Annotated in this window: 13 protein-coding genes, 5 rRNA genes, 1 pseudogene and 1 riboswitch (1 of these 20 cut by a window edge); all 19 genes and pseudogenes read left to right on the top strand. The window is 41.9% G+C overall.

Annotated features, from left to right (window positions below):
- Window positions 1-1,789 (top strand): 23S ribosomal RNA (locus WCV66_RS01820); it begins 1,142 nt to the left of the window's first position.
- Window positions 1,790-1,869: 80 nt separating this feature from the next.
- Window positions 1,870-1,985, top strand: a 5S ribosomal RNA gene (gene rrf / locus WCV66_RS01815).
- 902 nt (window positions 1,986-2,887) lie between these two features.
- Window positions 2,888-4,408 carry an aldehyde dehydrogenase gene (gene adh / locus WCV66_RS01810; protein ID WP_338787775.1) on the top strand — a complete coding sequence of 507 codons (1,521 nt, stop codon included), beginning with the start codon at window positions 2,888-2,890 and terminating at the stop codon, window positions 4,406-4,408.
- Window positions 4,409-4,479: 71 nt separating this feature from the next.
- On the top strand, window positions 4,480-4,836 hold the full coding sequence (locus WCV66_RS01805) for a DUF779 domain-containing protein (protein WP_338787774.1): 357 nt from the start codon (window positions 4,480-4,482) through the stop codon (window positions 4,834-4,836).
- A 308-nt stretch (window positions 4,837-5,144) separates the two neighbouring features.
- Window positions 5,145-6,694, top strand: a 16S ribosomal RNA gene (locus tag WCV66_RS01800).
- Window positions 6,695-6,928: 234 nt separating this feature from the next.
- Window positions 6,929-9,859: ribosomal RNA gene (locus WCV66_RS01795) — 23S ribosomal RNA — on the top strand.
- An 80-nt stretch (window positions 9,860-9,939) separates the two neighbouring features.
- Window positions 9,940-10,055 (top strand): 5S ribosomal RNA (gene rrf / locus WCV66_RS01790).
- Together the 16S, 23S and 5S rRNA genes form the textbook arrangement of a ribosomal RNA operon.
- 421 nt (window positions 10,056-10,476) lie before the next feature.
- A complete protein-coding gene (locus WCV66_RS01785) occupies window positions 10,477-11,019 on the top strand; it encodes a DUF2179 domain-containing protein (RefSeq protein ID WP_066333798.1) in 543 nt (180 codons plus the stop codon).
- Window positions 11,016-11,216, top strand: a complete 201-nt coding sequence (locus tag WCV66_RS01780; RefSeq protein ID WP_338787773.1) for an NETI motif-containing protein — start codon at window positions 11,016-11,018, stop codon at window positions 11,214-11,216. The genes WCV66_RS01785 and WCV66_RS01780 overlap by 4 nt, the downstream gene beginning before the upstream one ends.
- An 85-nt stretch (window positions 11,217-11,301) precedes the next feature.
- A riboswitch (purine riboswitch) is annotated at window positions 11,302-11,403 on the top strand.
- A gap of 144 nt (window positions 11,404-11,547) precedes the next feature.
- On the top strand, window positions 11,548-12,036 hold the full coding sequence (gene purE, locus WCV66_RS01775; RefSeq protein ID WP_338787772.1) for a 5-(carboxyamino)imidazole ribonucleotide mutase: 489 nt from the start codon (window positions 11,548-11,550) through the stop codon (window positions 12,034-12,036).
- Entirely contained in the window at window positions 12,023-13,153 is a 1,131-nt protein-coding gene (gene purK, locus WCV66_RS01770) for a 5-(carboxyamino)imidazole ribonucleotide synthase (RefSeq protein WP_338787771.1), read from the top strand. The genes purE and purK overlap by 14 nt, the downstream gene beginning before the upstream one ends.
- Window positions 13,154-13,169: 16 nt before the next feature.
- Window positions 13,170-14,485, top strand: a pseudogene (gene purB / locus WCV66_RS01765) (adenylosuccinate lyase).
- Window positions 14,486-14,619: 134 nt separating this feature from the next.
- Window positions 14,620-15,339: a phosphoribosylaminoimidazolesuccinocarboxamide synthase gene (gene purC, locus WCV66_RS01760; protein WP_338787770.1), complete on the top strand. Its 720-nt coding sequence runs from the start codon at window positions 14,620-14,622 to the stop codon at window positions 15,337-15,339.
- Entirely contained in the window at window positions 15,339-15,593 is a 255-nt protein-coding gene (gene purS, locus WCV66_RS01755) for a phosphoribosylformylglycinamidine synthase subunit PurS (protein ID WP_066333767.1), read from the top strand. Before purC ends, purS begins: the two co-directional genes overlap by 1 nt.
- The gene (gene purQ / locus WCV66_RS01750) at window positions 15,590-16,273 is read left to right on the top strand and encodes a phosphoribosylformylglycinamidine synthase subunit PurQ (RefSeq protein ID WP_338787769.1); all 684 of its coding nucleotides are present in this window, start codon (window positions 15,590-15,592) and stop codon (window positions 16,271-16,273) included. The genes purS and purQ overlap by 4 nt, the downstream gene beginning before the upstream one ends.
- Window positions 16,257-18,485 (top strand): phosphoribosylformylglycinamidine synthase subunit PurL, encoded by a 2,229-nt coding sequence (purL, locus tag WCV66_RS01745; protein ID WP_338787768.1) that lies wholly within the window; start codon window positions 16,257-16,259, stop codon window positions 18,483-18,485. Before purQ ends, purL begins: the two co-directional genes overlap by 17 nt.
- Window positions 18,461-19,873 (top strand): amidophosphoribosyltransferase, encoded by a 1,413-nt coding sequence (gene purF, locus WCV66_RS01740; RefSeq protein ID WP_066333759.1) that lies wholly within the window; start codon window positions 18,461-18,463, stop codon window positions 19,871-19,873. Before purL ends, purF begins: the two co-directional genes overlap by 25 nt.
- A 170-nt stretch (window positions 19,874-20,043) precedes the next feature.
- Window positions 20,044-21,084, top strand: coding sequence for a phosphoribosylformylglycinamidine cyclo-ligase (gene purM, locus WCV66_RS01735; RefSeq protein ID WP_066333757.1), 1,041 nt, complete (start codon window positions 20,044-20,046; stop codon window positions 21,082-21,084).
- Window positions 21,081-21,647 carry a phosphoribosylglycinamide formyltransferase gene (gene purN, locus WCV66_RS01730; RefSeq protein WP_066333749.1) on the top strand — a complete coding sequence of 189 codons (567 nt, stop codon included), beginning with the start codon at window positions 21,081-21,083 and terminating at the stop codon, window positions 21,645-21,647. Before purM ends, purN begins: the two co-directional genes overlap by 4 nt.
- Window positions 21,648-21,650: the final 3 nt, after the last annotated feature.

Below are 21,650 nucleotides of genomic sequence, written 5' to 3'. Positions count from 1 at the left end.
AGCTCACTGGTCGAGTGACTCTGCGCCGAAAATGTACCGGGGCTAAACGTATCACCGAAGCTGTGGACTGTTCTTTTAGAACAGTGGTAGGAGAGCGTTCTAAGGGCTGTGAAGCTAGACCGTAAGGACTAGTGGAGCGCTTAGAAGTGAGAATGCCGGTATGAGTAGCGAAAGAGGGGTGAGAATCCCCTCCACCGAATGCCTAAGGTTTCCTGAGGAAGGCTCGTCCGCTCAGGGTAAGTCGGGACCTAAGCCGAGGCCGAAAGGCGTAGGCGATGGACAACAGGTTGAAATTCCTGTACCACCTCCTCACCATTTGAGCAATGGGGGGACGCAGAAGGATAGGGTAAGCGCGCTGTTGGATATGCGCGTCCAAGCAGTTAGGCTGACAACGAGGCAAATCCCGTTGTCACATAAGGCTGAGCTGTGATGGCGAGGGAACTATAGTACCGAAGTTCCTGATTCCACACTGCCAAGAAAAGCCTCTAGCGAGGTGAGAGGTGCCCGTACCGCAAACCGACACAGGTAGGCGAGGAGAGAATCCTAAGGTGAGCGAGAGAACTCTCGTTAAGGAACTCGGCAAAATGACCCCGTAACTTCGGGAGAAGGGGTGCTTTTTAGGGTGAATAGCCCGGAAAAGCCGCAGTGAATAGGCCCAGGCGACTGTTTAGCAAAAACACAGGTCTCTGCGAAGCCGCAAGGCGAAGTATAGGGGCTGACGCCTGCCCGGTGCTGGAAGGTTAAGGGGAGAGGTTAGCGTAAGCGAAGCTTTGAACCGAAGCCCCAGTAAACGGCGGCCGTAACTATAACGGTCCTAAGGTAGCGAAATTCCTTGTCGGGTAAGTTCCGACCCGCACGAAAGGCGTAACGATCTGGGCACTGTCTCAACGAGAGACTCGGTGAAATTATAGTACCTGTGAAGATGCAGGTTACCCGCGACAGGACGGAAAGACCCCGTGGAGCTTTACTGTAGCCTGATATTGAATTTTGGTACAGCTTGTACAGGATAGGTAGGAGCCTGAGAAGCCGGAGCGCTAGCTTCGGTGGAGGCGTCGGTGGGATACTACCCTGGCTGTATTGAAATTCTAACCCACAGCCCTTATCGGGCTGGGAGACAGTGTCAGGTGGGCAGTTTGACTGGGGCGGTCGCCTCCTAAAATGTAACGGAGGCGCCCAAAGGTTCCCTCAGAATGGTTGGAAATCATTCGTAGAGTGTAAAGGCACAAGGGAGCTTGACTGCGAGACCTACAAGTCGAGCAGGGACGAAAGTCGGGCTTAGTGATCCGGTGGTTCCGCATGGAAGGGCCATCGCTCAACGGATAAAAGCTACCCCGGGGATAACAGGCTTATCTCCCCCAAGAGTCCACATCGACGGGGAGGTTTGGCACCTCGATGTCGGCTCATCGCATCCTGGGGCTGTAGTCGGTCCCAAGGGTTGGGCTGTTCGCCCATTAAAGCGGTACGCGAGCTGGGTTCAGAACGTCGTGAGACAGTTCGGTCCCTATCCGTCGTGGGCGTAGGAAATTTGAGAGGAGCTGTCCTTAGTACGAGAGGACCGGGATGGACGCACCGCTGGTGTACCAGTTGTCTTGCCAAAGGCATAGCTGGGTAGCTATGTGCGGAAGGGATAAGTGCTGAAAGCATCTAAGCATGAAGCCCCCCTCAAGATGAGATTTCCCATAGCGTAAGCTAGTAAGATCCCTGAAAGATGATCAGGTTGATAGGTCTGAGGTGGAAGCGCGGTGACGTGTGGAGCTGACAGATACTAATCGATCGAGGACTTAACCTAATAAAAGCGTTAAATAAAGTGAATTGAATTGTGAATCGTTATCTAGTTTTGAAGGAACATCCCTTCAATTTCATAAATTATCTGGTAATGATGGCGAAGAGGCCACACCCGTTCCCATGCCGAACACGGAAGTTAAGCTCTTCAGCGCCGATGGTAGTTGGGGGTTTCCCCCTGTGAGAGTAGGACGTTGCCAGGTAAGAGAGAAAAAGATCAGTAGAGATACTGATCTTTTTTGATATTTTTTAAACCGAAAGGTTTATTATTTAAAACTGAAGACAAATTTAACCTATTAGCCTGAGGCTTGGGAGAAGCATATAAAGGAACTTCTACTAAAAACCGCCACGTCCTGTGGCAACGTAGAAGTCAGCACATCCTGTGCAAGTGAGGAAGCGCAGAGAGTGAAGACCGGAATGTGCGTTCTTGGCACATGAGGATCTGAATGAACAAGCTGACGAAGAGATTCGCCGCTTATCGCAAGCCGATATCCGAACACGGAAGTTAAGCTCTCAGCGCCGATGGTAGTTGGGGGTTTCCCCCTGTGAGAGTAGGACGTTGCCAGGTAAGAGAGAAAAGGATCAGTAGAGATACTGATCCTTTTTTTATTGTCTTTTTATAAACCGTAAGGTCTATAATTTAGGATCAAAGACAAATTTAACCTACTAGCCTGAGGAGTGGGAGAAGCATAAGGCAATGAAAGAACCTAAAAAAGTTTTATTTAATATAATACACTAGGAGGTGTCGTAGTTTTGTCATCTGAAAAAAGACAAAGCAAAAAGCTGAACTGCCCTAGATGTAACATTTTAATGGAAGAAATTTTACAAAGAAGTTATGGTGAGATTGGAAGTCTATATGAATGCCCTAAATGTAAGGGGATTATACAAAAGTAACCGTCTAATTTAGGCGGTTATTTTTCATTACTCACTATTTCTCTGATTAGTATTTAAACAGTAATGAGAAGTTTTGGACAAGTTTTTTCTTATTAATGTAATAAACCCATTTTTGAAGAATAGGTATATATTGATAGATTGGACAAGGCTTACATAATAAACTTTCTACTATCATTTTCTGTCTTGAAATAATTAATAGGAGGGATTTTAATTGATTTATTCAGAACCGGGTACAAAGGGGTCAAAGGTTACATTTAAATCAAAGTACGAAAATTATATTGGTGGAGAATGGACGCCACCGGTAAAAGGAAAATACTTCGAGAATGTATCACCAGTGAATGGGCGTGTTTTTTGTGAAGTAGCTAGATCTTCATCTGATGATATTGAACATGCGCTCGATGCAGCACATGCAGCGAAAAAATCATGGGGTGAAACGTCTGCCGCCGAAAGAGCAAATATTTTAAACAAAATTGCGGACAGGCTAGAACAAAATTTAGAAATGCTAGCAGTGGCTGAAACTTGGGATAACGGAAAGCCTATTAGGGAAACTTTGAATGCAGATATTCCATTAGCAATTGATCACTTTCGGTATTTTGCAGGGTGTATACGCTCTCAAGAGGGAAGCATAAGTGAGGTAGATAAAGACACTGTTGCTTATCATTTTCATGAACCACTCGGAGTAGTAGGACAAATCATTCCTTGGAACTTTCCAATTCTAATGGCAACCTGGAAACTTGCACCTGCACTTGCAGCTGGAAATTGTGTTGTACTAAAGCCTGCAGAACAAACACCTGTAAGTATTTTAGTTGTAATGGAATTAATCGCAGATCTCTTGCCAAAGGGTGTTGTTAATATTGTTAATGGTTTTGGGGTAGAGGCAGGCAAACCACTTGCTACTAATAACCGTGTAGCTAAAGTCGCTTTCACAGGTGAGACAACAACAGGGCGACTTATTATGCAGTATGCATCTCAGAATTTAATCCCAGTTACACTCGAACTTGGTGGTAAGTCTCCAAATATATTCTTTGAAAATGTAATGGATAGAGATGATGACTTTTTAGATAAAGCAATCGAAGGGTTTGTTATGTTTGCTCTTAATCAAGGAGAAGTTTGTACTTGTCCATCCCGTGCTTTAATTCAAGAATCTATCTATGATGACTTTATGGAAAAGGCATTAAAGCGTGTTAATGAAATTATACAGGCTAATCCTTTAGATACTGACACAATGATAGGTGCACAGGCCTCTACAGAACAGTTAGAAAAAATACTCTCTTATATTGATATCGGGCAACAAGAAGGAGCGCAACTCTTAACCGGAGGAGGAAGAAAATATCTAGAAGGTGACCTAAGCGGAGGATATTATGTAAAACCAACTGTTTTTAAAGGGCATAATCAAATGAGGATCTTTCAAGAAGAAATTTTTGGTCCGGTAGTTTCGGTCACTACATTTAAAAATCAGGAAGATGCATTGGGAATTGCAAATGATACTTTATACGGATTAGGTGCAGGAGTTTGGTCTCGAGATATAAATACTGCATACAGATTTGGGAGAGGAATTGAAGCTGGACGTGTTTGGACAAACTGCTACCACGCTTATCCTGCACATGCAGCATTCGGTGGTTATAAAATGTCTGGTATAGGAAGAGAAAATCACAAAATGATGCTTAGTCATTACCAGCAAACAAAAAATATGTTAGTTAGCTATAGTCAAACTAAATTAGGATTCTTTTAATATATAAAATATGTAAACTTCCGCATCTTAAGTTTAATGCGGAAGTTTACATTATTAAGGAGGAAAGAGGTATGGAGGAAGTTAAAAAAGTAGTTTGTAGAAAAAAAGCATCTGAATTAATTGGTGATTTAAAGCAGAAACATGGTCCATTAATGTTCCATCAATCTGGAGGGTGTTGTGATGGTAGTTCACCGATGTGCTACCAAGCAGATGAAGTTTTAATTGGTGAGCAAGATATTTTACTAGGATATATTGAGGAATGTCCGTTTTATATAGGTAAAGCACAATATGGCTATTGGATGCATACACAATTAATTATTGATGTTGTCGAAGGAAGAGGTGGGATGTTTTCATTAGAAGGGCCTGAGGGTGTAAGGTTTTTAACGAGATCAAGGGTTTTTACAGAAAATGAGAAGAAGACACTTTAGGTTCTTTCTATATACAAGTTCATCTAAAATTTTATTAAAAAAGTTTACTAGAATGATTGACTCATTTATAAATATAGGTTATTATTAACTCCTGTCCTCAAACAGAAGTAACATTACTATTTCAGAAAAATAACTTTTAAAAAAGTTATTGACTTAAAAAAGTATAAATGTTATGATAAATACCTAGTCGTTAAGAACGACTAATAAATGATCTTTGAAAACTAAACAAAACCAAGCGTGCCAACGTTAATTTTTAATTAACAAAAACGTACTATATAGTACAAAACTTATGAGCTATATCAAACACTTTATTGGAGAGTTTGATCCTGGCTCAGGACGAACGCTGGCGGCGTGCCTAATACATGCAAGTCGAGCGAATCGATGGGAGCTTGCTCCCAGAGGTTAGCGGCGGACGGGTGAGTAACACGTGGGTAACCTGCCTGTAAGATTGGGATAACTCCGGGAAACCGGAGCTAATACCGGATAACATTTTGAACCGCATGGTTCAGAATTGAAAGATGGTTTCGGCTATCACTTACAGATGGACCCGCGGCGCATTAGCTAGTTGGTGAGGTAACGGCTCACCAAGGCAACGATGCGTAGCCGACCTGAGAGGGTGATCGGCCACACTGGGACTGAGACACGGCCCAGACTCCTACGGGAGGCAGCAGTAGGGAATCTTCCGCAATGGACGAAAGTCTGACGGAGCAACGCCGCGTGAACGATGAAGGCCTTCGGGTCGTAAAGTTCTGTTGTTAGGGAAGAACAAGTACCAGAGTAACTGCTGGTACCTTGACGGTACCTAACCAGAAAGCCACGGCTAACTACGTGCCAGCAGCCGCGGTAATACGTAGGTGGCAAGCGTTGTCCGGAATTATTGGGCGTAAAGCGTACGCAGGCGGTTTCTTAAGTCTGATGTGAAAGCCCACGGCTCAACCGTGGAGGGTCATTGGAAACTGGGGAACTTGAGTACAGAAGAGGAGAGTGGAATTCCACGTGTAGCGGTGAAATGCGTAGAGATGTGGAGGAACACCAGTGGCGAAGGCGACTCTCTGGTCTGTAACTGACGCTGAGGTACGAAAGCGTGGGGAGCGAACAGGATTAGATACCCTGGTAGTCCACGCCGTAAACGATGAGTGCTAAGTGTTAGAGGGTTTCCGCCCTTTAGTGCTGCAGCAAACGCATTAAGCACTCCGCCTGGGGAGTACGGTCGCAAGACTGAAACTCAAAGGAATTGACGGGGGCCCGCACAAGCGGTGGAGCATGTGGTTTAATTCGAAGCAACGCGAAGAACCTTACCAGGTCTTGACATCCCACTGCCCGGTATAGAGATATACCTTTCCCTTCGGGGACAGTGGTGACAGGTGGTGCATGGTTGTCGTCAGCTCGTGTCGTGAGATGTTGGGTTAAGTCCCGCAACGAGCGCAACCCTTGATCTTAGTTGCCAGCATTTAGTTGGGCACTCTAAGGTGACTGCCGGTGACAAACCGGAGGAAGGTGGGGATGACGTCAAATCATCATGCCCCTTATGACCTGGGCTACACACGTGCTACAATGGATGGTACAAAGGGCTGCAAGACCGCGAGGTCAAGCCAATCCCATAAAACCATTCTCAGTTCGGATTGCAGGCTGCAACTCGCCTGCATGAAGCTGGAATCGCTAGTAATCGCGGATCAGCATGCCGCGGTGAATACGTTCCCGGGCCTTGTACACACCGCCCGTCACACCACGAGAGTTTGTAACACCCGAAGTCGGTGGGGTAACCGTAAGGAGCCAGCCGCCTAAGGTGGGACAGATGATTGGGGTGAAGTCGTAACAAGGTAGCCGTATCGGAAGGTGCGGCTGGATCACCTCCTTTCTAAGGAAAATGAGGCACACTTGGTTTTTGTTTAGTTTTGAGAGATCATTTTAGATCTTTCATTATAAGTAAGAAAAGACATAGGAGTTTAAATGCATCTAGCATTTGCACATCCTGTGCTTTATGTTCCTTGAAAACTAGATAACGATAACAATTCAAGTAATTCACTGAGTTTAAACGCTTAGTTTAGTGATTCTCTTAATAATTGATTTAAATGACATTTTTAATGTCGAAGGTTAAGTTGTTAAGGGCGCACGGTGGATGCCTTGGCACTAGGAGCCGATGAAGGACGGTACTAACACCGATATGCTTCGGGGAGCTGTAAGTAAGCTTTGATCCGGAGATTTCCGAATGGGGAAACCCACTGCTCGTAATGGAGTAGTATTTTTACCTGAATACATAGGGTAATAAAGGCAGACCCGGGGAACTGAAACATCTAAGTACCCGGAGGAAGAGAAAGCAAACGCGATTTCCTGAGTAGCGGCGAGCGAAACGGAATTAGCCCAAACCAAGAGGCTTGCCTCTTGGGGTTGTAGGACACTCTATACGGAGTTACAAAGGAACGAAGTAAATGAAGAGGTCTGGAAAGGCCCGTCAAAGAAGGTAACAACCCTGTAGTTGAAACTTCGTTCCCTCCAGAGTGGATCCTGAGTACGGCGGGACACGAGAAATCCCGTCGGAAGCAGGGAGGACCATCTCCCAAGGCTAAATACTCCCTAGTGACCGATAGTGAACCAGTACCGTGAGGGAAAGGTGAAAAGCACCCCGGAAGGGGAGTGAAATAGATCCTGAAACCGTGTGCCTACAAGTAGTCAAAGCCCGTTAATGGGTAATGGCGTGCCTTTTGTAGAATGAACCGGCGAGTTACGATCCCGTGCAAGGTTAAGTTGATGAGACGGAGCCGCAGCGAAAGCGAGTCTGAATAGGGCGAAAGAGTACGTGGTCGTAGACCCGAAACCAGGTGATCTACCCATGTCCAGGGTGAAGTTCAGGTAACACTGAATGGAGGCCCGAACCCACGCACGTTGAAAAGTGCGGGGATGAGGTGTGGGTAGCGGAGAAATTCCAATCGAACCTGGAGATAGCTGGTTCTCTCCGAAATAGCTTTAGGGCTAGCCTTGAATTTAGAGTCTTGGAGGTAGAGCACTGATTGGACTAGGGGCCCCCAACGGGTTACCGAATTCAGTCAAACTCCGAATGCCAAAGACTTATATTCAGGAGTCAGACTGCGAGTGATAAGATCCGTAGTCAAGAGGGAAACAGCCCAGACCACCAGCTAAGGTCCCAAAGTATACGTTAAGTGGAAAAGGATGTGGAGTTGCTTAGACAACCAGGATGTTGGCTTAGAAGCAGCCACCATTTAAAGAGTGCGTAATAGCTCACTGGTCGAGTGACTCTGCGCCGAAAATGTACCGGGGCTAAACGTATCACCGAAGCTGTGGACTGTTCTTTTAGAACAGTGGTAGGAGAGCGTTCTAAGGGCTGTGAAGCTAGACCGTAAGGACTAGTGGAGCGCTTAGAAGTGAGAATGCCGGTATGAGTAGCGAAAGAGGGGTGAGAATCCCCTCCACCGAATGCCTAAGGTTTCCTGAGGAAGGCTCGTCCGCTCAGGGTAAGTCGGGACCTAAGCCGAGGCCGAAAGGCGTAGGCGATGGACAACAGGTTGAAATTCCTGTACCACCTCCTCACCATTTGAGCAATGGGGGGACGCAGAAGGATAGGGTAAGCGCGCTGTTGGATATGCGCGTCCAAGCAGTTAGGCTGACAACGAGGCAAATCCCGTTGTCACATAAGGCTGAGCTGTGATGGCGAGGGAACTATAGTACCGAAGTTCCTGATTCCACACTGCCAAGAAAAGCCTCTAGCGAGGTGAGAGGTGCCCGTACCGCAAACCGACACAGGTAGGCGAGGAGAGAATCCTAAGGTGAGCGAGAGAACTCTCGTTAAGGAACTCGGCAAAATGACCCCGTAACTTCGGGAGAAGGGGTGCTTTTTAGGGTGAATAGCCCGGAAAAGCCGCAGTGAATAGGCCCAGGCGACTGTTTAGCAAAAACACAGGTCTCTGCGAAGCCGCAAGGCGAAGTATAGGGGCTGACGCCTGCCCGGTGCTGGAAGGTTAAGGGGAGAGGTTAGCGTAAGCGAAGCTTTGAACCGAAGCCCCAGTAAACGGCGGCCGTAACTATAACGGTCCTAAGGTAGCGAAATTCCTTGTCGGGTAAGTTCCGACCCGCACGAAAGGCGTAACGATCTGGGCACTGTCTCAACGAGAGACTCGGTGAAATTATAGTACCTGTGAAGATGCAGGTTACCCGCGACAGGACGGAAAGACCCCGTGGAGCTTTACTGTAGCCTGATATTGAATTTTGGTACAGCTTGTACAGGATAGGTAGGAGCCTGAGAAGCCGGAGCGCTAGCTTCGGTGGAGGCGTCGGTGGGATACTACCCTGGCTGTATTGAAATTCTAACCCACAGCCCTTATCGGGCTGGGAGACAGTGTCAGGTGGGCAGTTTGACTGGGGCGGTCGCCTCCTAAAATGTAACGGAGGCGCCCAAAGGTTCCCTCAGAATGGTTGGAAATCATTCGTAGAGTGTAAAGGCACAAGGGAGCTTGACTGCGAGACCTACAAGTCGAGCAGGGACGAAAGTCGGGCTTAGTGATCCGGTGGTTCCGCATGGAAGGGCCATCGCTCAACGGATAAAAGCTACCCCGGGGATAACAGGCTTATCTCCCCCAAGAGTCCACATCGACGGGGAGGTTTGGCACCTCGATGTCGGCTCATCGCATCCTGGGGCTGTAGTCGGTCCCAAGGGTTGGGCTGTTCGCCCATTAAAGCGGTACGCGAGCTGGGTTCAGAACGTCGTGAGACAGTTCGGTCCCTATCCGTCGTGGGCGTAGGAAATTTGAGAGGAGCTCTCCTTAGTACGAGAGGACCGGGATGGACGCACCGCTGGTGTACCAGTTGTCTTGCCAAAGGCATAGCTGGGTAGCTATGTGCGGAAGGGATAAGTGCTGAAAGCATCTAAGCATGAAGCCCCCCTCAAGATGAGATTTCCCATAGCGTAAGCTAGTAAGATCCCTGAAAGATGATCAGGTTGATAGGTCTGAGGTGGAAGCGCGGTGACGTGTGGAGCTGACAGATACTAATCGATCGAGGACTTAACCTAATAAAAGCGTTAAATAAAGTGAATTGAATTGTGAATCGTTATCTAGTTTTGAAGGAACATCCCTTCAATTTCATAAATTATCTGGTAATGATGGCGAAGAGGCCACACCCGTTCCCATGCCGAACACGGAAGTTAAGCTCTTCAGCGCCGATGGTAGTTGGGGGTTTCCCCCTGTGAGAGTAGGACGTTGCCAGGTAAGAGAGAAAAAGATCAGTAGAGATACTGATCTTTTTTTATTACGTTGAAAAAATTTAGAAAATATCCTCCTCTCTAATTAAGTTAAAGGTTTGATGTGTAAAGATAATCATTGGGTGGAAGATTATAAAGAACTGGGTTATTGGTTGTAAAGCCTTAAAAATATGATTAGGAACAGTGACATTTTTACAGGTCTTTATTTAATACCTTTTATAGAGTTTAATAAGTTCATGTGCATTTAGTTATTTTAAAATATCTTTTCTTCACTTTACATATCTGAATATTCAGTAATTATCAGGAAATCATATTAGTATTCTTAAGCATCGTAACTTTTTTCAAAAGGTTAACTTTGACCCATTGTATCAGTGAAAATATTTTAGTAAAATATAGCCTACTTTATTGTTATCTGAGGAGGAGTTGTGTTGCTTCACAACAGCATTACTATGGTTATAATCATTTTGGTCATTAATATCGTTTATGTCTCATTTTTTACTATCAGAATGATTTTAACGTTAAAAGGTCAGCGTTATTTAGCTGCATTCATAAGTATGTTTGAGGTTGTTATTTATGTTGTTGGTCTTGGCTTGGTGCTTGATAACTTAAATGAGATTCAAAACTTAATTGCATATGCAGTAGGATATGGGATTGGTGTTATAGTAGGGATGAAAATAGAAGAGAAACTAGCTCTGGGTTATATTACGGTTAATGTTATTACAACAGAACATGATAAGGACTTGCCAAAGCAATTGCGGGAAAAAGGATATGGAGTTACAAATTGGATGGCAAATGGATTAGAAGGTGATCGTTTATCGATGCAAATTCTTACTCCACGAAAATATGAGCTTAAGCTTTATCAAACAATAAAAGAGCTAGATCCTAAGGCGTTTATTATTGCCTATGAACCAAAAACGATTCACGGTGGCTTCTGGGTGAAAGCTGTACGGAAAGGGAGAATTAAGGCATGACTTCTAAGCCTAAAAAGCAAAAGTTTATTGTTGAAGATAACGAAACCATTGATGACTGTTTAGATAGAATGCGTCAAGAGGGCTATTTTCCAGTTAGAAGAATGGAACAGCCTATCTTCAAGGAAGAAATTCGAGATAATATCGTTGAACATGTACCTTGTGGTAGGATGATCGTATTTGAAGGGAAATTGCTGTAAAAGACGAACATTAACATACTAATAAAATAAATCGTTCGATTTTACGTTGACATTGATAGTCTTCATTGTTAAGATAATACATGTAAATAAGCGATAACGATAACCTCATATAAAATTGGGAATATGGCCCAGAAGTTTCTACCCGTTGACCGTAAATCATCGGACTATGAGGGAAAGTGTACGTATATACGATTCGGATGAAAAAATGATTAATCCGGGCTCGATATACTGTACTTTCTCTATAAAAGGAGAAAGTACAGGTATCGAGCCTTTTGTGTTTGTATAGAATAACCATTTGTATCAAAGTAAGTAATCTAAAGGTGGGGAAAAGATGAAGCCGCTTGTTGGGGTTATTATGGGAAGTACATCTGACTGGGAAACAATGAAGCATGCATGTGAGATATTAGATGAGCTAAACGTACCATATGAAAAGAAGGTAGTTTCTGCACATCGTACTCCTGATTACATGTTTGAATATGCGGAAAATGCTAGAAATAGAGGTTTAAAGGTAATTGTTGCTGCTGCAGGTGGTGCAGCACATCTACCGGGAATGGTTGCAGCGAAAACAACACTACCTGTTATTGGTATTCCAGTTCAATCAAAGGCATTAAATGGTCTTGATTCATTACTATCAATAGTCCAGATGCCAGGAGGAGTCCCAGTAGCAACAGTTGCTATTGGTAAAGCCGGGGCAACGAATGCTGGATTGCTTGCAGCTGAAATTCTTTCAACAGGAGATCAAAGTTTAGCTGACAAACTTGATACTAGAAGAGAAGAGCTTCGTTTAAAGGTCCTAGAGAGCAGTGATGAACTTGAATAGTAAAAGAATCCTTCCAGATCAGACTATAGGAATTATCGGTGGTGGACAGCTTGGGCGAATGATGGCGATCGCTGCAAGACAACTTGGCTATCGTATCGCAGTATTAGATCCAACAGAAAATTGCCCATGTGGTCAACTTGCTGATATAGAGATTACAGCAAGCTATGATGATTTGGATGCAATAAAAAAGCTTGCTGAAATTAGTGATGTCATTACTTATGAATTTGAAAATATAGATTATACTGCTTTGACTTGGCTAGAGGAAAATGCATATTTGCCTCAGAAAAGTTCATTATTGCTCCTTACACAAGATCGTGAAACAGAAAAGGCTGCAATTGAAAAAGCAGGATGTGTAGTAGCTCCGTATCAAATCATTCACAATGAAGTAGAGCTAACAGATGCCATTAAGCTACTTCAATATCCTAGTGTCTTAAAGACGTGTAGAGGCGGTTACGATGGAAAGGGTCAGGTTGTACTTCGTACAGAACAAGATTTAGCTGAAGCAAAAAAGCTGTTATTACTTGGAGCATGCATTTTAGAGAAATGGGTTCCTTTTGATAAAGAAATTTCAGTTATCGTCACGAGATCTGTTAATGGAGAAACGAAGACTTTCCCAGTAGCTGAAAATATCCATAAAGATAATATTTTATATCAAAGCATTGTACCTGCAAGAATTTCGGAAGAGGTTATAACAAGAGCACAACAGCTAGCAATTAAGCTTTCAAATAGTTTCGAACTTGTTGGGACACTTGCTGTAGAAATGTTTTTAACAAAAGATGGAGACATTTTCATTAATGAATTAGCTCCACGTCCACATAATTCTGGTCACTATACAATTGACTTATGTGAAACAGATCAATTTGAACAACATATTCGAGCGGTATGTAACCTTCCTTTAGGACGTACTACATTGCTACAAAGTGGAATGATGGTTAACCTTTTAGGGGAAGATTTAAGTATTATTAATGACCATATCTCATTACTCGAAACTGCTAAGCTTCACCTTTACGGAAAGAAGGAGCCAGTAGCAAAGCGTAAGATGGGACATGTTACTCTTATAAGTGAATCAATAGAAAAAGACATTGCAAACATTAACCATATATGGGGCCAAAAATAGAACGGAGGCAAAAAGGATGATTGAACGTTATACAAGAGAAGAAATGGGATCTATTTGGACGGAAGAAAACAAATTTAAAGCATGGTTAGAGGTTGAAATTCTTGCTTGTGAAGCTTGGGCTGAATTAGGTGTAATTCCTAAAGAAGACGTTTCTCTTCTTCGCAAAAACGCTTCATTTGATGTTAATCGTATTAATGAAATCGAACTTGAAACCAGACATGATGTTGTAGCATTCACTAGAGCTGTCTCTGAGACTTTAGGTGAAGACGCGCAAGTGGGTTCATTACGGCTTAACATGATGTTTCAACAGAGCTGTCTCTGTAGTAGACAGTGGGTTCAGCCCTTTCTTACTTACTTAAACAAGCAAACGATATTCTTTTAAAAGATATCGAAAACTTCATCCAAATTTTAAAAGATAAAGCACAAGAGCATAAATATACCGTTATGATGGGGCGTACACATGGTGTTCACGCTGAACCAACAACATTTGGCTTAAAGCTTGGTCTTTGGTACGAAGAAATGAAGCGTAACCTAGATCGATTTAAACGTGCGGCATCAGGTGTTGAATTCGGAAAGATATCAGGAGCGGTTGGAACATACGCAAATATCGATCCATTTGTAGAAAAGTATGTGTGTGAGAAATTAGGAACACAACCTGCACCTATCTCAACTCAAACGTTACAACGAGATCGTCACGCAGATTACATGGCAGCTTTAGCATTAGTAGCAACTTCGATTGAAAAATTTGCGATCGAAATCCGTGGATTACAAAAAAGTGAAACACGTGAAGTTGAAGAGTCCTTTGCTAAGGGTCAAAAAGGATCTTCTGCAATGCCACATAAACGAAATCCAATCGGATCAGAAAACATGACAGGTCTTGCACGTGTGATTAGAGGCTATATGCTAACAGCTTATGAAAATGTGCCGTTATGGCATGAAAGAGATATTTCTCACTCATCTGCTGAACGTATTATCTTACCAGATGCAACAATTGCATTAAACTACATGTTAAATCGCTTCGGAAACATTGTGAAGAACTTAACTGTTTTCCCAGAAAATATGAAGCGTAATATGGACCGCACACAAGGCTTAATCTATTCTCAACGTGTATTACTAGCTTTAATTGATACAGGTATGACAAGAGAAGAGGCTTATGACCTTGTTCAACCTAAAGCAATGGAAGCTTGGGAGAAACAAGTACCATTCCGTGGGTTAGTTGAAGCTGAAGAAAAAATTACTTCACGCCTTTCTGCTGAAAAGATTGAAGATTGCTTTGATTATAACTACCACTTAAAAGGTGTAGATGCAATTTTTGAACGTTTAGGTCTATAAAAATCACAAAAAAATAGCAAGGGTCTAATAAAAAGCCCCTTGCTATATCTTTGATTAATATACAGGGTTAGATTATCTAACAAATATTACGTACTAGCCTAAAAGTTCCCAATATTCTGTTTAGGAGGGCTACCATGATTACTGATAAACTTGACTTACTTTACGAAGGTAAAGCAAAACGCATTTATAAAACGAATGAACCCAATATCTTACTAGTATCTTATAAAGATTCTGCAACAGCCTTTAACGGTGTGAAAAAGGAAGAGATTACTGGTAAAGGTCGCTTAAACAATGAGATTTCAACATTAATTTTTGAAAAGCTAACAGCTAATAATATTGAAAATCATTTTGTGAAGCGTCTATCTGAGACAGAACAGCTTGTAAAAAAAGTGACAATTATCCCACTTGAAGTTGTTGTTAGAAATGTTGTTGCTGGAAGTCTTTCTAAACGACTTGGTATTGAAGAAGGAACAGAAATCAAAGAAACACTTGTTGAGTTCTACTATAAAGATGATGCATTAGGTGACCCACTAATTACCGAGGATCACATTGCACTATTAAACCTTGCAACGAAGGAGCAAGGTGAAACGTTAAAAACACTTGCTAAGCAAGTAAATGAAGTATTAAAGGCTCACTTTTTATCATGTGATGTACGATTAATTGATTTTAAACTAGAATTTGGCGTCACTGAAGAAGGAAACATCATTTTAGCTGATGAAGTTTCACCAGATACTTGTCGTTTATGGGATATTAAAACAAATGAAAAATTTGATAAAGATGTATTCCGTCGAGGTATAGGTAGCTTAACTGATGCATATGAAGAGATTTTAACTAGACTTGGAGGCCAATCATAATGTACAAAGTAAAAGTTTATATCACGTTAAGAGAAAGTGTATTAGATCCACAAGGAAGCGCAGTTAAGAGTGCATTACACAGTATGTCTTATAATGAGGTTCAAGATGTTCGTATCGGAAAATATATGGAGCTAACGATTGAAAAGTCAGATCGTGACCTTGATGTAGCCGTTCGTGAAATGTGTGAAAAATTACTTGCTAATACAGTGATTGAAGACTTTAGCTATGAGGTACAGGAGGTTGTCACAAAGTGAAATTCGCTGTGATCGTTTTCCCAGGATCTAACTGTGATGTTGATATGTATCATGCTATTAAAGATGAGCTTGGTGAAGAAGTAGAGTATGTATGGCATGACGAAACAGATTTAAGTGGTTTTGATGGAATTTTATTACCAGGTGGTTTCTCTTATGGAGATTACTTACGTTCAGGTGCTATTGCTGGTTTTTCTAATGTTATGAAAGAAGTTGTAAAAGCAGCTGAAGCAGGTAAGCCTGTCCTTGGCGTATGTAATGGATTCCAGATTTTATTAGAAGTAGGATTACTTCCAGGAGCGATGAAAAGAAACGAGAACTTAAAGTTTATGTGTCGACCAGTAAATCTAAAGGTTGCCAATAATGAGACAGCTTTTACGTCAGCATATAAACAAGATGAGATTATCTCCGTTCCGATTGCACATGGAGAAGGGAATTATTATTGTGATGAAGAAACACTTCAAACGCTTAAAGCAAACAATCAAATTGTGTTTACGTACGAAACGAATCCAAATGGGAGCTTAGTGGATATCGCTGGTATTACTAATGAACGTGGAAATGTATTAGGAATGATGCCACATCCTGAACGTGCGGTTGACGAGTTACTAGGAAGTGCAGATGGATTAAAATTATTTCAATCAATTGTGAAAAACTGGAGGGAATCTCATGTCACTACTGCTTGAACCAACTAACCAGATGATAAAAGATGAAAAAGTCTACAGACAAATGGGTGTAAGTGATGATGAGTTTGCCCTTATTGAAAAGATCATCGGTCGTCTTCCAAATTACACTGAAATCGGAATTTTCTCAGTTATGTGGTCTGAACACTGCAGCTATAAAAACTCAAAGCCTATTTTGAAAAAATTTCCTATAACAGGAGAAAAAGTATTACAAGGTCCTGGGGAAGGAGCGGGGATTGTCGATATCGGTGACAATCAAGCTGTTGTGTTTAAAATTGAAAGTCATAACCACCCTTCAGCAATTGAGCCATACCAAGGTGCAGCAACTGGTGTGGGTGGTATCATTCGTGACGTATTCTCTATGGGAGCAAGACCAATTGCAATCTTAAACTCTTTACGCTTCGGTGAATTACAAACGCCACGTGTTAAATATTTGTTTGAAGAGGTTGTTGCTGGTATTGCTGGCTACGGTAACTGTATTGGGATTCCAACAGTAGGTGGGGAAATCCAATTTGACAGCTCATACGAAGGAAATCCGCTTGTTAATGCAATGTGTGTTGGGTTAATTAATCATGAAGATATTAAAAAAGGTCTGGCAAAAGGCGTTGGCAACACGGTAATGTATGTTGGAGCTAAAACTGGTCGTGATGGAATTCATGGTGCGACATTTGCATCTGAGGAATTGACTGAGGATTCTGGCGAAAATCGTCCAGCTGTTCAAGTTGGAGATCCATTCATGGAGAAACTATTACTAGAAGCTTGTCTAGAAGTCGTAAAAAATGATGCTCTAGTAGGTATTCAAGATATGGGTGCTGCCGGATTAACAAGCTCATCAGCTGAAATGGCTAGTAAAGCTGGATCTGGTATCGAAATGAATCTAGACCTTATCCCACAACGTGAAACAGGCATGACGCCATATGAAATGATGCTTTCTGAATCACAAGAAAGAATGCTACTTGTTATTGAAAAGGGAAGAGAGCAGGAGATCATTGACCTGTTTGAAAAATATGATTTAGAAGCTGTAACAGTAGGTAAAGTTACAGATGATAAAATGCTTCGTCTTTTCCATAAAGGAGAAGTAGTTTGTGAACTTCCAGTTGATGCACTAGCTGAAGAAGCACCAGTTTATCATAAACCTTCAGCAGTACCTGCGTACTTTGAAGAGTTCCAACAAATGGACGTAGCGCCAATTCAAGTGGATAACTATAAAGAGACGCTTATTAATTTATTAAGCCAACCGACAATTGCAAGTAAAGAATGGGTATATGATCAATATGATTATATGGTACGTACAAATACAGTTGTAGCACCAGGCTCTGACGCTGCAGTTGTTCGTATTCGTGATACGAAAAAGGCATTAGCAATGACAACTGACTGTAATTCTCGTTACCTGTATTTAGATCCTGAAGTTGGCGGACAAATTGCAGTAGCTGAAGCTGCACGTAATATTGTTTGTTCAGGTGCAACACCTTTAGCTATTACAGATAACTTAAACTTCGGTAATCCTGAAAAGCCTGAGATTTTCTGGCAAATTGAAAAAGCGGCTGACGGTATTAGTGAAGCATGTCGTGTATTAGATACACCAGTAATTGGTGGAAATGTATCGTTATACAATGAAACGAACGGAACGGCAATCTATCCTACACCTGTTATTGGTATGGTTGGGTTAATTGAAGATACAGACTATATTACAACTCAAGACTTTAAAGCAGCTGGAGATCTTATTTACTTAATTGGGGAAACAAAGCCTGAATTCGGTGGTAGTGAGCTTCAAAAGCTAACTTACGGAAAAATCTTTGGTAAATCACCAGAGCTTGATTTAGAGAAAGAAAGAAATACATTAGGACAGCTTTCAAAAGCGATCCGTGCAAATACAGTAGCATCTGCTCATGATGTATCAGAAGGTGGAGTTGCTGTTGCCCTAGCAGAGCCTTTATTTGGCGGTAACGGGCTTGGAGCAACTGTAACACTTAAAGGTGATGCAACTGCTTCATTATTTAGTGAATCACAAACAAGATTTGTTGTTTCAGTGAAAAAGGAAAATCAACAAGCATTTGAACAATTGGTTAATGCGGTTTGTATTGGAGAAGTAACTGATACAGGAAAACTTATTATAAATAACGAAAACGATGAATCACTTGTCGATGCATCTGTTGAAGAATTGAAGGATGCATGGAAAGGAGCTATCCCATGCTTGCTGAAATCAAGGGATTAAATGAAGAGTGTGGCGTTTTTGGAATTTGGGGGCATAAAGAAGCGGCTCAAATTACGTACTATGGTTTACACAGTCTTCAGCACAGAGGTCAAGAAGGTGCAGGGATTGTTACAACTGATGGTGAGAAGCTAACAGGCATGAAGGGGTTAGGCCTAATTTCCGAGGTTTTCGGAAATGGGAAATTAAACCAGTTATCTGGTAAAGGGGCTATAGGACATGTTCGTTATGCGACTGCAGGTGGAGGCGGATATGAAAATGTCCAGCCTTTACTTTTTAAATCACATAGCGGAAGTTTAGCACTCGCACATAACGGAAACCTTGTTAATGCTAATCAGCTTAAACATCAGCTTGAGAGCCAAGGTAGTATTTTTCAAACAACTTCGGATACAGAGGTGCTTGCACATCTTATAAGAAGAAGCGGCTATAAGGATATGAAGGAAGCTGTCAAAAGTGCGTTATCAGTGATTAAGGGAGCATATGCTTTCTTAATTATGACTGAAACAGAAATGATGGTTGCGCTAGATCCTAATGGTTTGCGTCCTTTGTCAATCGGTGTAATGGGAGATGCTTATGTCGTTGCTTCAGAAACATGTGCCTTTGATGTTGTTGGTGCAAAATACGAAAGAGATGTTCAACCAGGAGAGCTGTTAATAATTAATGATGAAGGAATTCGCTCTGAGCGTTTCTCAATGAATATTAATCGTTCAATTTGTAGTATGGAGTATATTTATTTCTCTCGTCCAGATAGCAATATTGATGGAATTAATGTTCATACAGCTCGTAAAAACCTCGGTAAACGTTTAGCTGTCGAGTCTGAAATTGATGCTGATGTTGTAACGGGTGTACCGGATTCTAGTATTTCTGCTGCGATTGGATTTGCTGAGTTAACTGGTATCCCATATGAGCTAGGCCTGATTAAGAATCGTTATGTAGGACGTACTTTTATACAACCTTCACAAGAATTACGTGAGCAAGGTGTAAAAATGAAGTTATCGGCTGTACGTGGTGTTGTTGAGGGAAAACGAGTTGTTATGGTAGATGACTCTATTGTACGTGGAACAACTAGTAAACGAATTGTAACAATGCTTCGTGAAGCTGGTGCAAAAGAGGTTCATGTTCGAATCAGTTCACCGCCAATTGCGAATCCTTGTTTCTATGGAATTGATACTTCCACACACGAGGAACTGATTGCATCAAGCAATTCAGTAGAAGAAATTCGTCAAATGATTGGGGCAGACAGCTTAGCCTTTTTAAGTGTAGAAGGTTTACTTGAGGGCATTGGTCGCACATATGAAGGTGAAACCAAAGGGCAATGCCTAGCATGCTTCACAGGTCGTTACCCTACAGAAATATATCAAGATACTGTGCTTCCACATGAGAAGGCATAAATAAGAAAAAGCATAAGCACACGTTTAGCGTATGGGAGTCACAAGTTAACTTCTGCTTTAGTGCTAGAGCTGGATAATAAGCAAAACCAGATAGGAATCGACATTTCGATTCCTGTCTTACTTTAAACATAAATTTATCATTTTAAGAGATTGCTGAGGAGGAATCAGACATGTCCGACGTTTATAAACAAGCCGGTGTGGATATCGAAGCAGGCTATGAAGCTGTTTCAAGAATGAAAAAGCATGTTGCCAAGACAATGCGTGCGGGAGTAATGGGTGGACTTGGTGGCTTTGGTGGAATGTTTGATTTAAGTGAATTAGATTATAAAAAGCCTGTTCTCGTTTCAGGTACGGATGGCGTAGGAACAAAATTAAAACTTGCATTTATGGCTGATAAGCATGATTCTATTGGGATTGACGCCGTAGCAATGTGTGTAAATGATATTTTAGCTCAAGGTGCTGAGCCATTATTTTTCTTGGATTATTTAGCATTAGGAAAGGCTGTTCCAGAAAAGATTGAGCAAATTGTAAAAGGAATCGCCGATGGTTGTGAAGAATCTGGTTGTGCATTAGTCGGTGGAGAGACTGCTGAAATGCCTGGATTATATGAAGAGGACGAATATGATGTAGCTGGTTTTTCAGTTGGAGTAGTTGAAAAAGATCAGATTGTAACTGGAGAAAATATTAAGCCAGGACACGTTTTAATAGGTCTTTCATCTAGTGGCTTACACAGCAACGGATTTTCATTAGTTCGTAAAATTCTTCTAGAGGATCAACAACTTGATTTAAAAACTGTATATGAACCATTTACTAAAGACTTAGGTGAAGTTTTATTAACACCAACAAGAATATATGTTAAACCGGTACTTGATGTTGTTAAAAAATTCCAAATAGATGGTATGGCACATATTACAGGTGGCGGATTTATTGAAAATATCCCACGGATGCTTCCTGAAGGAACAGGTGCTGAAATTGATTATGGTTCATGGCCATTCCCAGAAATTTTTGATTTCCTCAAAGAAAAAGGCGAGCTTAGCCGTGAAGATATGTTCAATGTCTTTAACATGGGAATTGGGTTTGTTTTAGCTGTTAAAGAAGAGCTATTACATGACGTCATTCAGCAGTTAGAAGGAAATGGTGAAAAGGCATATATCATTGGCCGAGTGACAAAAGGATCTGGCGTTTCGTTCGGTGGAGGCGCGCTTCGATGAAGAAAATAGCCGTTTTTGCATCAGGAAATGGCAGCAATTTTCAAGCGATACTTGATCAAATACAGCTCGGTGCAGTGAAAGCGGAAATTGGTCTTGTTGTTTGTGATAAACCTCAAGCAGGCGTAGTAGACCGTGCGAAATCAGCTGGTATACCAGTCTTTTGTTTTGTCCCAAAGGAATTTAAAACAAAAGATGAATTTGAAAGTGAAATTTTAGCTGCTTTACAAAAACATCAAATTGATTTTGTTATTCTAGCTGGTTATATGAGGTTAATTGGTTCTACATTGCTAGGTGCGTATACAAATAAAATCGTGAATATTCACCCTTCCTTATTGCCGGCTTTTCCAGGGAAAGATGCTATTGGCCAAGCTTTTCATGCAGGTGTTAAAGTAACCGGTGTTACAGTTCATTTTGTTGATGCTGGTATGGATACTGGACCAATTATTGCTCAGCAAGCAATTGAAATTACAAATGAAGATACTGCCCTAACAATCGCGGATAAAATTCATAAAGTTGAACATGCCTTGTATCCAAAGGTGATCGGGGAGTTAGTGTCAAAATAAAGC

Source organism: Metabacillus rhizosphaerae (assembly GCF_037201795.1).
Lineage (GTDB): Bacteria > Bacillota > Bacilli > Bacillales > Bacillaceae > Metabacillus > Metabacillus rhizosphaerae.
The sequence above is the reverse complement of the archived record's forward strand: the minus strand, read 5'-3'. Positions and strand labels throughout refer to the sequence as shown.